At 53.6% G+C, this 13,079-nt stretch carries 14 protein-coding genes and 1 pseudogene; 5 read left to right on the forward strand and 10 right to left on the reverse strand.

Annotated elements, in window-relative coordinates; genetic code table 11:
- The 7 genes from AWU74_RS01855 to AWU74_RS11400 all read right to left on the reverse strand — a co-directional run.
- Positions 1-387, reverse strand: a 387-nt coding sequence (locus AWU74_RS01855; protein WP_187150788.1) for a KdsC family phosphatase, incomplete at its 3' end; no start/stop codon positions are given.
- Between the two features lie 29 nt (positions 388-416).
- Entirely contained in the window at positions 417-1,229 is an 813-nt protein-coding gene (gene aroF, locus AWU74_RS01860; protein ID WP_062327028.1) for a 3-deoxy-7-phosphoheptulonate synthase, read from the reverse strand.
- A gap of 32 nt (positions 1,230-1,261) precedes the next feature.
- Complete coding sequence (locus AWU74_RS01865; RefSeq protein ID WP_062327030.1) at positions 1,262-2,251, reverse strand: CBS domain-containing protein; 990 nt, start codon at positions 2,249-2,251, stop codon at positions 1,262-1,264.
- On the reverse strand, positions 2,245-2,355 hold the full coding sequence (locus AWU74_RS13315) for a cytidylyltransferase domain-containing protein (RefSeq protein WP_202966392.1): 111 nt from the start codon (positions 2,353-2,355) through the stop codon (positions 2,245-2,247). Before AWU74_RS13315 ends, AWU74_RS01865 begins: the two co-directional genes overlap by 7 nt.
- A 295-nt stretch (positions 2,356-2,650) precedes the next feature.
- Complete coding sequence (locus AWU74_RS01870; protein ID WP_062327032.1) at positions 2,651-3,367, reverse strand: hypothetical protein; 717 nt, start codon at positions 3,365-3,367, stop codon at positions 2,651-2,653.
- Positions 3,368-3,776: 409 nt separating this feature from the next.
- Positions 3,777-4,552, reverse strand: a protein-coding gene (locus AWU74_RS09930) for an IS5 family transposase (protein WP_202966393.1) whose coding sequence is annotated in 2 segments (ribosomal slippage) — positions 3,777-4,174 and positions 4,174-4,552 — 777 coding nt in all. Because the reading frame shifts where the segments join, the coding sequence is not laid out codon by codon here.
- A gap of 134 nt (positions 4,553-4,686) precedes the next feature.
- The gene (locus AWU74_RS11400) at positions 4,687-4,866 is read right to left on the reverse strand and encodes a hypothetical protein (protein WP_062327033.1); all 180 of its coding nucleotides are present in this window, start codon (positions 4,864-4,866) and stop codon (positions 4,687-4,689) included.
- A gap of 128 nt (positions 4,867-4,994) precedes the next feature.
- Here AWU74_RS11400 and AWU74_RS01890 point away from each other — a divergent pair, with 128 nt between their 5' ends.
- On the forward strand, positions 4,995-6,152 hold the full coding sequence (locus tag AWU74_RS01890) for an LIC_12708 family protein (protein ID WP_187150789.1): 1,158 nt from the start codon (positions 4,995-4,997) through the stop codon (positions 6,150-6,152).
- A gap of 33 nt (positions 6,153-6,185) precedes the next feature.
- The gene (locus tag AWU74_RS01895) at positions 6,186-6,599 is read left to right on the forward strand and encodes a hypothetical protein (protein WP_062327035.1); all 414 of its coding nucleotides are present in this window, start codon (positions 6,186-6,188) and stop codon (positions 6,597-6,599) included.
- 232 nt (positions 6,600-6,831) lie between these two features.
- Here AWU74_RS01895 and AWU74_RS01900 read toward each other — a convergent pair whose 3' ends face one another.
- The 3 genes from AWU74_RS01900 to AWU74_RS01910 form a co-directional block, all read right to left on the reverse strand.
- Positions 6,832-7,872 (reverse strand): hypothetical protein, encoded by a 1,041-nt coding sequence (locus AWU74_RS01900; RefSeq protein ID WP_062327036.1) that lies wholly within the window; start codon positions 7,870-7,872, stop codon positions 6,832-6,834.
- Positions 7,873-7,885: 13 nt separating this feature from the next.
- Positions 7,886-8,764: a hypothetical protein gene (locus tag AWU74_RS01905; RefSeq protein WP_062327038.1), complete on the reverse strand. Its 879-nt coding sequence runs from the start codon at positions 8,762-8,764 to the stop codon at positions 7,886-7,888.
- Positions 8,765-8,968: 204 nt separating this feature from the next.
- Positions 8,969-9,283 carry a hypothetical protein gene (locus AWU74_RS01910; protein ID WP_062327040.1) on the reverse strand — a complete coding sequence of 105 codons (315 nt, stop codon included), beginning with the start codon at positions 9,281-9,283 and terminating at the stop codon, positions 8,969-8,971.
- A 721-nt stretch (positions 9,284-10,004) separates the two neighbouring features.
- Here AWU74_RS01910 and AWU74_RS01920 point away from each other — a divergent pair.
- From AWU74_RS01920 to AWU74_RS01930, 3 genes and pseudogenes are all read left to right on the forward strand, one after another.
- Positions 10,005-10,844, forward strand: coding sequence for an amidohydrolase family protein (locus tag AWU74_RS01920; protein ID WP_062327044.1), 840 nt, complete (start codon positions 10,005-10,007; stop codon positions 10,842-10,844).
- A 75-nt stretch (positions 10,845-10,919) separates the two neighbouring features.
- Positions 10,920-11,894, forward strand: coding sequence for a UDP-glucose 4-epimerase GalE (galE, locus tag AWU74_RS01925; protein ID WP_062327046.1), 975 nt, complete (start codon positions 10,920-10,922; stop codon positions 11,892-11,894).
- Positions 11,895-12,683: 789 nt separating this feature from the next.
- Positions 12,684-13,079, forward strand: a pseudogene (locus AWU74_RS01930) (hypothetical protein); the annotation flags it as partial.

Below are 13,079 nucleotides of genomic sequence, written 5' to 3' on the forward strand. Positions count from 1 at the left end.
AGTAACTGCGTTCGATGGGCAACAGCGTAGTTTACACTTCTTCATCGCTTCGTAATCGTTTATATCATCTCCAATGTACAACACATTTTCATAGCGCAAGTTCATTTCTTTGAGCATATTCGCCAATTCTATATCCTTGTCCTGATTCGTAATGATAATCTTGTCGTAATTTAAAAAAGTTCCCCGTCGATTTATCAAATGAGTACATGACCCGGAGCTTATTATTGCCAGCATATAACCGGCATTTTTAAGCAATTTTGCCGCTATGCCATCCCTCGTATGGAAATTCTTCAACTCATCTCCATTTTCCGAGTAAATCATCTTGCCGTCGGTTAAAACTCCGTCAACATCGCATACTATCAATTTGATGCTTTGCAAATCTTTCAAATCCATTACTGCCTTCTTTATGCCGAATATCAGACGACAGTGCGTCCATTTATTTCCGCAATTTCTTTAACTTTTGCGTATAATGACTTGTATTGTTGCAGGGTTAAAGCCTGATTTTTATCGCACAACGCCTCAGACGGATTGCAGTGTACTTCAATGATTAACCCTTCGCAGTCAAACGCAGCGCACGCCAGTGCAAGTTTTGGAACAAATCGAGAAATGCCTACTGCGTGTGACGGATCGAGAATAAGCGGGAGGTTCACCCGATCCTGCATAACCGCCGTACCGCACAAATCCAAGGTAAACCGGCTTGCGGTCTCAAATGTTCTGATTCCCCGCTCACACAAAATCACATTTCCGTTCCCATTCACCAGAATATACTCGGTCATCCGGAGGTATTCATCAATGGTCGCGCTAAATCCACGTTTAATCAAAATTGGCTTAGCCGATTTCCCGCTTCCTATCAATAACGAATGATCATACATCGACTTTGCGCCAATTTGAATAATATCCGTGTATTGCTCAACAATCTTAAAATTTGTAAAGTTTGACACTTCACTGATAATTTTCATACCGAATTGGTCCCGCACCTCGGCAAGCCATTTCAATCCTTCTTCACCGGAGCCCTGAAAAGCATATGGGTCGGTTCTCGGCTTAAAACACCCGGCGCGGAATACTTTTATCCCAAGCTTTACCAACTCCTCTGCCGTCCGCATCACCTGATCCCTGCTCTCCGCTGCGCATGGACCCGCCATCATTACAAAACTCTTTTTGCTGATATTCACCGCATCGCTGATGTGTATTTCGTGAAAATCATTTTCGTCCTTTTTTTCCGAAAGCATAAAGCACATTCCTTATTTCAACCTTGAATTGTTTATAGTTTAGCTACGCCGATTAATAAATCGTCTTCGATTACCGGAACAATTCTAATCCACCATTTCCCGTTTTCAACCAAATGTTCGTGTATATCGGCAATGGTTGCGGAACTACTTACTACAAAGGGATGAATATTCATAATGTCACTTGCCAGGATATCGAAAACATTTTTTCCATATTTAAGATAAGCTCTCCTGATATCACCGTCTGTAACTATTCCGAGAAGTTTGCTATTGTCAACCACAAAGCAACACCCTATCTTACCGTGATTAATACAGGTTATTACATCAAAAAATTTAGTGTTGCTTTTAATAACAGGAAGTTGCGGAAACTTTATCATATTCCTTTTAACACTTATATTGTTTTCATTAGAATATTTCAGGTTATAAATACTTTTATGCAGACTGTCTAAATTTTTTGCAAGATACGATCCTGATATGACCATGGAAATACCCATTCCATTCATTGTTTCCGCAATATTCGCTTCAACCCCTCCATCCACATGTATTTTAAGATTAGGATACTTATTCCGTACTGTTTTAATAAGTTCATAGCACTTATCATTAAATTTTGCCCCGCTAACTCCCGGCTCACTGCACATGATTAGAACATGATTAATGTCATTAATATATTTTTCTATCATTTCAATATCTGTCGTGGCGATTATAGCAATTCCAATACCGCCTTTAAATTTTTTCATTGCCTTAATACATAAATCTTTATTCTTCATATTCTCATATTGAACGGTTAAATATGCTGCGGTTGATTTATTTATTACACCAATAATATCGCCGGTGATTTCTTCATAAATCAAATGAACATCAAGAGGAAGATACGATTTATCAAAAATTAAAACATCTTCCAATTTAAAATCATGGTCATTTTGAAATAAATCTATATGTAGATAATCTGCTTTAGCGAATTTAAGTTGGGATGCATAATTCAAAAAATTGTCTTTTACCGCAAATATAGAACCCGATACTAACATTGTTTTCCTTCTTCAAATATTGGTTTTATATTTATATTCGTAAGCGGTTTGCCCGGAAAACGGGTACTCGCGTACCGCGCCGGAATGACACCAATAATCTTCACTCCAGCCCCTCCGTGTCGGCGGGATATATGCCTTTTCGTGCGTTCACCGCCATCACAAAACCATCAATGGTATAGCCCCAAGGAAGATGAATCAAGTACGGTTCAATGTTCTTCTTCGCACATTCGGCGATTTTTAATCTCTGGGGGTCTAATTCCCCGCCTCCTTGGGGCGGTTGAAACTGGGGGCGGGGTCCCCCGCATACGCAAAGATTTCAAAGAGAAATCTTTAATACCTCGCTGCTTGCGGCGGGGATTCTTTATTTACGCCATAACGCTTTACCCGCGGCATTTTCCGCTACGTCTTCCCTGCCGACTTATGCACTATCCGCACCCGCTTCCTGAGCGACGAAAACGTGTATTCCTCCAGTTTTTGCTGGTCGTGCGCCTTGTACAGAATTTTCCCCGCCTCAAGGATTCGCATAAGCCGCCCGTATAAGTCGTTCATCGCCTGCGTGTTGTCCTGCACCAGCGTTTTCCGTCTGCACAAGATTTCGTACTGCATTTGGTTGCCGTCGTGAATCGACGTCAGAGCGCTCATAAATGACCGTATCAAATCCTCCGTAAGTCCTTTCGCCGTCAAAGGCTCGCGGTATTGCGCAATGTTTTCGTGGACAACCCGCAGGGCGGCTAAAACGCCTTCCGCGTCCCGCCCCCTGATTTTATGCCTCAGTGCCGTCAGCCCGAAATCTTTTTCCGAAAGCGGCACTGCGCCGTTTGCAAGCTCTATATACCCCTTCAGACGGTTCGCCGATTCTATCAAGCCGTCCATCGTCTCATACAGCTTGCGGGTAATGTGTTTCAGTTCCGCCGTTTCAAAAACCGGATTCACCAGTTCCGACGCGGCGGCGATTTCCTGCGAAAACCCCTGTATAAAAAGCGCGTTAAACTCCGGGGAATATCCGGCAAAATCGACGGCGTCCCGCCTGACGCTGTAGAGCAAAAAATCGCAGATAACCGGCAATTCTTCGTCTTTGCAGTTATACATTCTATTCGCTTCGTGTCTTTCCGCCATGTGTGCCACCTTCTTTATGAGAACAGCAGAGTATCGTGCGCCTTCAAAAGCCGTTTACGCCGCTTCGAACGCCTTTTGCACTCCTTCAAATACCGTTTACGCCTTTTCAAACAGCGTTTGCGCCCGTCCGACAGCCGTTTACGTCTCTTCAGAGAGCGTTCGCGTCCCTTCAAAAGGGGTTTACGCTTCTTCAAACGCCGTTTGCACGCCTTCAAAGTCCGTTTACCGGACTAAAAGATTTTTTCGGAGAGAAGCTCTGTTCCCGATTTGTCTCTTGCGCGCCGAAACAGCGCAATATTCAAGTCGGTTCCTGTCATAAACGCAAACGTCTATAATTCTTGCCTAATCAAAAGCACCAGGCGTTTCATCTTCATGAGTATCGCACGGTTCAGGTGTTTCGTCAAACGGACTAGGTAGCGTGGACTGGAAGATAGAGGAACAAACACCTGACATGAATGGCGGCGATGAAGGAAGCGGTGAGCTTTGCGTAGCGCGTAGCAATTCCCCGCCAGCGCTTGAGGGCACGGAAGACATTTTCAATGACGTGCCGTGCCCGATACAGCTCATGATTGTACGCTCTCTGCTCTTTCCGGCTTTTAACCGGAGGGATGACTGCTGTTATATCCGCTTCCTTAAGCATATCGAGCAGTTCGTTCGTGTCATACGCCTTGTCCGCAAGAAACGCTTCCGCCTCCAAATCCTCCATAAGGAGAGGCGCTTGATTACAATCCGCGACAGTACCGCTTGTCACAATGCCGCTTGCCGGTATCCCGTACTCGTCAACCACAAGGTGTAATTTGCTGTTCAGCCCCCTTTTGTGCGGCTAATGTCCTGAGTGCCGCCTTGTGCCCCGCACGCGTCTGCGTGTGCCTTGATATACGTCGAATCTATCATACGGATATCCCCGGCAGGCTCGCCTATTGCGGCGTCCGCCAGCCTTTTCCATATTCCCTTGTCCCGCCAGCGGCAAAACCGCTTATGTATGCTGTTCCAGTTCCCGAATTCCGGCGGTATATCCCTCCACGGAGCGCCCGTGCGCGTCTGCCACGCTACCGCGTTGATAAACAAACGGTTGTCTTTCGCTACTCCCCCGCGTTTCCCTGCCTGTCCGGGCAGCAGTTCTTTTATCCGTTCCCACGCCTCGTCGCTTATATCGTGCCGGTGAATGCCTTCTTTTTCTTTCATGCCTCCCATTTTACCTCTTTTCCCTTATCCAGTCCACACTGCCTAGCCCCGTGCCGTGAAAACGAGGCGTCATGCGGCGAACTGTCTTGCATTCCCTTCCGCCTGACTGAAGCGCCGCTCGTTTAAGGTATAGCCTATACTAAACGCTGGCGTCTGTCTATAGGGATTTCCCGCCCCGCGAAAAACAGTACGGCGGGGATTCGCCCTGCTCCCTGTGTCTGTAAAGATTGTTCGCCTTGCGAAAAATCCGGCACTACCGCGGCGGACAGCGTTTGCAACGGCATTCCTTCCTTAATTATAACCGCCTCCTTCATTTTATACGCCGTGAGGCGGAATCGCGTGCGCCCGCAGGAACAGCGGGAGCATTTGGTGCACACCGAACGACAGCCTTGACAAGCGGCAATGACGTTTTTATGCTGGCTGCATGAAACAAACGGCGCGTTTGTCCGGAGCGTTTTTTTCGCGGCTGGCATACGTGTGGTGCGCCGCAGCCGCGGTGTCGTGCGCGCGGAAACAGGACGCATCGCTCCGGGAAGACGCGTTCGCCGTCGCGTATGGCGCGTCTGAAGACGAACTCAGCCCGTTCGTCGGCAACTCAGGCGAAGACGTGCGGCCGTCGCTTGCGGTGCGAGACGGATATTTTTACATAGCGGACAAGGCGGAGAAAAAGGTACTGCGCTTCAATTCCTACGGCGACCTGCTTGCCCTGTATTACAGTCCCTCGCCTCAAATAACCCCTGCGCTCGATGCCGGAGGCGCCGTCTCTATGCAGACTCGGACAGCCTATCCGTTCAACGCTGTCGGCGCAGTCACGGCAGATTCCCGACGACGCCTCTTCGTCGCCGACCGGCTTTTCCCCGGCTGGGAGGAAGAAGACGCGGGGCAAAACTTCGTGCGGTCGTGGGTCGTCCGGCGGTTTTCCAAAGACGGCGCGTACGACGGGCATATCGGGCGAGACGGACCCGGCGGCGCCCCGTTCCCCTATATCGACCGCCTGTATACGACCGGAAACGACGACCTTATCGTCGTGTGCCGGACGCCCGAGGGATTGGAGGCGTATTGGTTTTCCCCGGAAGGCTATCTTTTGTACGCGGTCCCGCTGGAATTGGACCTGCTGCCCAACTCGTTTGAAGCCGAAGACGGCGAAACGTTCCGTTCGCTCATGACGGCGTTGCCGGGTTGGGACCGGAAAACTCTTTACCTGAGAATCGACTATTACCGGCGCGTTTCCGCCGGGGACGCGCCGGACGAGCCGTCGGGAATTGCGTACCGCGCCGCGCTGCTCTATCCGCTGGATATTGAGGCGGGGGAGTTTTTGCCGCCGATAGCGCTTCCCCTGTCCGCCGAGGTAACCGGGCAGTCCGAATCGGGCTGGTTCTTTTGCGTCGCCCCCGACGGCTCCGATTACGCGGTATATGCCGTCAGCCCGCATTCGAGCTGGACGCCGAAACGCCGCCTTTCAGTCGACCCTCAGGGCACGGCATACTGCGCATTTTCGCTGTCCCCGAACGGCGTGCTTTCTGCGCTAGTGGCGGGGCAGGATTCGGCGCAGGTCGTCAGGTGGCGCACCGATTCGCTTATCGGAGCGACGGTTCAATAGATTTTGCGATAGCGGCAACGCGAAGGAGAAACTATGTTACAGTTTTATTTTCTGTCGATTCTGTGCAATGCGCTGACAGGGCTGACGCTCGTCTTTATGGACGAGGACGGCGCGCCTGACGGCAAAGCGACAGTCGGCTGGCTTTTCAGAAACGCGATATTCCGCCTGATTACGGGCATTCTGACCGCGCTGGTCGGCGTGCTGAAAATCCTTCCGGGAATACAGGCAAACCACGTATTTCTGTTCGGGGATTTTCTGCCGGTAGCGGCGGGACTTGCGGGCGGGTTTGCGGTGCTGCTCGGCGCGTACCGCGCGTCCGCGTCGGCTGACGTGCCGTTGTCGCCCGCCGTCAGCCGCGTATTCGTGCAGGGAAAAAAATATATCGGCGTCGGCTGCGTCGTCGTCAGCGTGCTGCACTTTATTTTCCCGCATGTGCTGTTCCTGTAGGAGTCCCGGCGAAACATTGGCCTGCACTGCGCCTGACAGGTAAACGGATTCCGAAAGGCGGCAAGGTAGGGGTTTCCGAGCGGCAAAGTCGGGAATAGAAAACATTTCGAGGACGGCATAACCTGCAAGTTCGACGAAAAATTACCCGCTCCGCCTCGCTTAAATCCGCATAAGCGGCTGGCTTCGGGCATAAAAAAGGCAGTGCTTCCGCCCCGCCTTTTTCCGCGCTTCGTCATTCGCCGCTGTGCAGCCGCATTCGCAGCTTCCATACTATATCCGATTTGAGGCGGTGGAGGAAAAGTCCCAGCACATTCTCTTTGGTGCCGACGTGCATGTTTATCGAATGGAGCGAGGTAAAGGCAGCCTCTTCTGCTTCCGTTATGGAACTGTGGTGTTCGTCTCGGCAAAACTTGCAGAGTTCTTCAAACGATATTGCCACCGGAAGATTTTCCTCTCTAATGTAGGCACAGACTCGTTTATATGTGCCTTTCGTTTCTTTCAGAGCGGCGGCAGACAGCGTACCGCTCAGCGCCTCTTCGGGCGGCGAAAGGCTCAGCGTTTCAAAGACTATGTCGTCCGCGCTGTTGATAGTTACGCGCGCCTTCGCCCACGCCGTCCAAACACCCGCAACCCGGTCAAAGCGTTTTTCAAACGGTGCCCCGCCGTTCTGCCCTTTGTTTGCATACTTAATGACCAGCGGCTCGCCTTCCGCCGATTCCCCTTCGGAATAGCCGATTCCGTATTGCAGGACGCTCTCGCGCGGAGGCATTCGCCGCCCCTTTTTCGGCGGAGCTGACCGCAGAACCGATTCGGGGCAGCCGACCAGAAAGTATTTCTTTCCGCCGAGCCTGACCGAAAGGCAGAAGGAACGCAGGAGCGGCTGCTGCCGGACGCCGCGGGGCGTATCCGCAATTGCCGGCGCGTATTCCGGCTCCCAGACAAACATTCGCATTACGCCGATGTCTCCGGGAATCCTGCAAAATGCCGACATTCTTGAGAAAGACACCGTATTGTCGGCGTCCACCGTCAAAGAGCCGTCGGCGATTTCAACCTTGCTATCGGTATTGTTAATAATGTGGATTTCGTATTCGACGATATAGTCGAGCGTTCCGTATGCCCTGCCGGTCATGCATGACGCCGCCGCCGCGCTCAGAATCAGGGCGAGCCAGCAACGCATATATAACGCACAAAAAGCACCTTTCGCATGACTGCCCCGCTTCAGCGAATACGGCGCGGCATTGCAAAACCGCCGCTGCGCCGTGCGCTGATTCAAGGTCTCCGTTTCATCAAAAATTTACATAGCTCAATAAAGAACTGTCGCGTATATCATGGGGGTATACACAATCTCCACCATTAGAATCGAGGTCTATACCCTGATTATAATACGCCGCCCAGACCAGTTCCGAACAATACCAACCCGTTGCATTGGACGAAGTTTTTTTTCTGTCTCCGAAGAGATTAAATACCCATCCTTTCGGCGGGTCTATAACCTGACTCTGGCAAAATTCCACCGCCGCATTTCGCTGGCGAGAGGTGGCGGATGAAACCCTGAACACAGACGTTCCCCGTTCTTCTACTCTGGTCGCGTCCAATATGCCTCGAACCACTCCGTCTGCAACTGCTTCTATGACCCGTACAAACACCCGTCCACTATGTCTATAGACGCCTTCAACAATCGCGATATGTCCCATAAGCCCGAAAAACCCCATATCATCATACACGACATCGCCTGTTTGAAGCGCCGATGTCAACCGATAGCGGGAATAATCTGCCTGAGGCGGACACGATAAGCCGGTGTTGTAATAATATCTGCCGCTGTCGCTTAACGGGGTAACCGGATTCAGCGTGTTCGCCCAAAGATTTTCATACTCCGGCACGGGACAGGGAGCGCTCTGATAGATTCCGCAAAAATCCTCAAAGGTAACCGCAAACGGAACATTCTCTGCTTCCGCGCGGGCATGAATCCGCGCATACGCGGTTTTCAAGCCGTCGATAGGCAGCGTTTCGACTGCTGCCGGATCGGACGACACCGAATGACGGGATTCCGCTCCTTCCGCTTTGTTTGCCGCCAGTTTCGCGGCATTGTCACACCCCATAAATGCGGCAGTCAAACATATTCCGGCAAAAACCAGAACCGGAAATCCAATACGGCGTTTGTTTTTCATAACAAACCTCCTCTACACGCTTAAAGCCCATCGGCTGTGGATAAGGCGTTCGGCAACGCCGAACGTTGCATAGAGGCGAACAGCACAGATGCAGCACGGAACATCCGTGCCGTTGCCTGTTATAAACATGATAGCACGTTCCTGCTGTTTTCGTCAAGAAATTGTTTTTCAGAGCTAGAAAAATAAACCGGCGCACAAATGATTTTATCCCTTGTCGTGCTCGTTTTTCGGTTCACGCCGTGCGGCAGATAAATAACGCGCCGTTCCGACCGTTTCCTGCGCTTTTTTCGGCAGGACGGCGCTCAAAAGATACGGCATAAAAGACAAACAGGGGGCGTTCCGCGTTCGGCGATAGCCTTTATCCCCGCGAGTTTGCAAAGCAAGCTCGGTAGTAAGACATAGGCTTGCGGCAGTTCCCTGAGGAAACTCGGCAGATAGGTAAAATCCGCGTATCGCATAGAAATAGAAGGCATATGGGTAGAGCCGTATACGGCTGACGGCGGCGTGCCCGCGCTCCATTGGGGGTATGCTCCGCCGTGTTTGCAACCAGCATAGCATGTTTCAGCGCATTCCGCCGGACATCCGTTTCATGTGACGGAGTTTCTGCGCCATGAAACCGGGCTTTAATTTTATGGAACAAAGGTTTGGTGCTATGGAACGAGACGTGCGCGCCGTGAAACAAGCTCTTAATTTCACGAGACCAAGCGCTCATTCCTAGAGACGGGAACGCAGTGCTATGGAACGGAACGCGAATTCCGTGAGATCAAGCGCTGGTTTCGAGAACAGAAGGCGCGGCGGAACGAAGGCGGACGGCGGGAGGCATCGTCATTATGTTTAGTCTTTGTTCGCCGGCATTTCCAAAACGACGCCCGCGCCGCACGTCTGCATTGCCGCTTCCCGCGAACTACGCCCGCTTGCCCGAAGCTTGGAACGCGGCTATAAAGCCCCACGGCAAGGACGGCGCGCGAGCACAAATAAGGCGGCTGCCAGTCCCGCAAACAGAGCGGGGTGGAACCGTTGACAAGCTCTATCTAGTTTTATTTAATTGCCCCTTGATAAGGGGAGCGGGTCAACTCGAACCGTGTCGGCATTGGCACAGATCGGCAACGCGAATGTTGCCGACGCCGAATATGTGCTATATTATCGGCGCGAAAGCGAGCGGTAGCTTTCCGAAGCGGAAGGTGCCGCCCGTCAAATCTATGAAGCGGCAAAGACGCTTCTATCGCGGAGGTAATTCAGTATGCAGAAAATAGACTTTCACGTGCACGTTACGCCGCCCGAAATCAGTACGGGCGTGGAGAAAATCAAGGCGCGGGAGCCATATTTTGCGCTGCTGGCGGCAAGCCCCAAAAACAAGTTCGCCACCGCCGAAGAAGTCGTCGCCGAACTCGACGGCGCGGGCTTCGACCGAGCGGTTATTTTCGGCTTTGCGTTCAAGGATATGGGGCTGTGCCGCACGGTCAACAACTATGTTATTGCCAAAACGCGGGAGTTCCCGCGCCGGCTCTCCGGCTTCGCCGTGGTGCCACCGAATCACCCCGGCGCCTGCGCGGAAATCGAGCGCTGCCACGACGCGGGACTGTGCGGCGTGGGCGAGCTTTTCCCCACGGGGCAGGACGTCCGCATCGAAGACGCGGCGGAAACGGCGCGCTTTGCCGAGTGCTGCGCCGAGCGGAACCTGCCGGTGCTGCTGCACATGAACGAGCCGGTCGGTCATTATTATGCGGGCAAGACGAACACGACGCTGCAACAGGCGGAATTGTTTGTCGAGCACAATCCGCGCCTGAAAATCGTGCTGGCGCACTGGGGCGGCGGGCTGGCGTTTTACGAGCTTATGAAGGACGTACGGAAAAAATTCGCCAACGTCTTTTACGACACGGCGGCTTCCCCGTTCCTGTACGGCGAGGCGGGCTACCGGACGGCTTCCGCGCTCGGCGTGCAGGATAAAGTCCTGTTCGGCAGCGACTTCCCGCTCCTGCCGCTCTCCCGCTACGTTGCCGAAATCGACAGAAGCGGTATTGCGGACGGAGAAAAAGCGTCGCTTCTCGGCGGAAATGCGGCGCGGCTCTTGGGATTATGAAGGCAGCTTTCCGGCGGGAAAGGGCAGAACCGCCCGCAAGAATACGCACAGAAGGAGTCTGACACGAACGTACTAATTATCGGCGGGGCGGGCTATATCGGCAGCCACGTCGCGCGCGAACTGCTCGACCGGGGGGACCGGGTTACGGTTTTCGACAACCTTTCGAGCGGGCTGGAGCAAAACCTGTTCCCCGACGCCGACGGTTTCGTCAAAGCCGATATCCTCGACTACGCGGCGCTGAAGCAGACAATGCAGCGCGGCTTTGACGCGCTCGTGCACCTTGCCGCATTCAAGGCGGCGGGCGAATCGATGCTCAAGCCGGAGAAGTATTCGCTCAACAATATAGCCGGCAGCGTCAACATTCTGAACGCCGCGGCGGAAACGGGCGTCAGGCGCATTGTGTTTTCGTCGAGCGCAGCGGTATACGGCGAGCCCAAATACCTGCCCGTCGACGAGGCGCACCCGACCGAACCCGAAAACTACTACGGCTTCACCAAGCTGGAAATCGAGCGCTTGCTGGGCTGGTACGACCGGCTCAAGGGCATATGCTTTGCCGCACTGCGTTATTTCAACGCGGCGGGCTACGACGCGCAGGGGCGTATTACGGGGCGCGAGCAAAACCCCGCCAACCTGCTTCCGGTCATTATGGAGACCGCCGCCGGAATCAGGGCGGAGATGCAGCTCTTCGGCACCGACTATGACACGCGGGACGGCACCTGCGTCCGCGACTATATCCACGTGAGCGACCTCGCCGCGGGACACGCCGCCGCGCTCGGCTACCTTACGGAGCACGACCGGAGCCTGACCGTCAATTTGGGGAGCGAGTCCGGCGTCTCGGTGCGGGAAATGCTCGACGCGGCTCGGCGGCTCACCGGAAAACCCGTCGCGGTGAAAACGGCGGGGCGGCGCGCCGGAGACCCGGCGGCGCTGACCGCGTCGTCGCAGCGCGCCCGCGAAACGCTCGGCTGGAGCGCCCGCCATTCCGACGTGGAAACGCTCGTCAAAACGACGTGGAATGTCTACCGGCATTCGGCGGAGCCGAAAACCTGAGCTCTTTGAAAGAACTCGACACATAAGTAAACCAGCCCCGGCGGGGACGACGCTCGGCGGCAGCCTCTGTGCCGCATAGAGACAGAAGCGCGTCGCTGACGGTAACGCAGGACGTACCTATCCGGTGCACAGGCGGGCACCGTACAGTGCACCAGAGCGGTACCTATCCAGTACACAGGCACGATACTGTACAGTATGCAAGCGCGCTACTCTCCAGTATGCAGGCATGCTACTGTACGGTTGTTAAGCGCGCAACCGCACGGTTGTTAGACCCGCGAATAAGACGGTTGTCAGGCACACAACCGCACGGCGTACCGGCGGGACGGCGTCCAGCGCGCCGACCGGAATCCGTCCGCATTGCAGGCAGGAATGCGGGCGGGGTACAGGCGTGCTGCTGTACACTTGCGTACCACACGGATAAAACGTTGCCCGCGGCTCTCCGCTTCACCTATAGGCAAAGCCTCTACGCGCCGCGAGTTTGCAAAGCAAACTCGGTAGCAAACCGAAGGCTTGCGGCAGTTCCCTCAAAGAACTCGAACGTTCCCTACGGGGAACGCGGGCGGTTGCCGCGCCCCGCGAACAGGACGGGGGCAGCGGAGCGCCCGCTTGACAGAAATTGTTGGTCTGTGGTATATTGTATACACGGTCATGAAGCCCGCCGTTCCACGAAGGAACAAGCGAATTCTTCCGTTGTAAAGAATCCCGCCCGGAGACGAACTCCCCTACACACAATGGTTTTAGCGATAAAACCGCACACGTCCTCTTAAACTATACTATAGGAGTATAACGATGAAGAAAGCTGTTTCAGGTTTTCTGGTCTGCGCTCTTTTGGGCGGCGCGGCGGCAGCGCACGAGTTTTTCGTAATGCCGCACGAAGCGAAGGGCTACAAAGCGGGCGACACGGTGCAGCTCGACGTGCTTTCCACCCACTATTTTACGGTGGGCGAAGAGCTTGAAGAGCCGGCTGCCGTCAACGAGGTGTATATCCTGCGGAACGGGCAAAAGTCGGCACTGCTTCCCCTTGAGAAGAACGCGGACAAAGTTTGGTATCAGGCGGCGTATACCCTGCCCGACGACGCTCCCGCCGTCGCGGTGGGCAGGCGGGTCGGCGGTTTCTACTGCCGGACGGGGCTGCTCGGCTTTACGCGCAACCTGAGCGCCGCCGAAATCGTGGAGCAGTTCCTG

The organism is Treponema endosymbiont of Eucomonympha sp., from assembly GCF_001028545.1.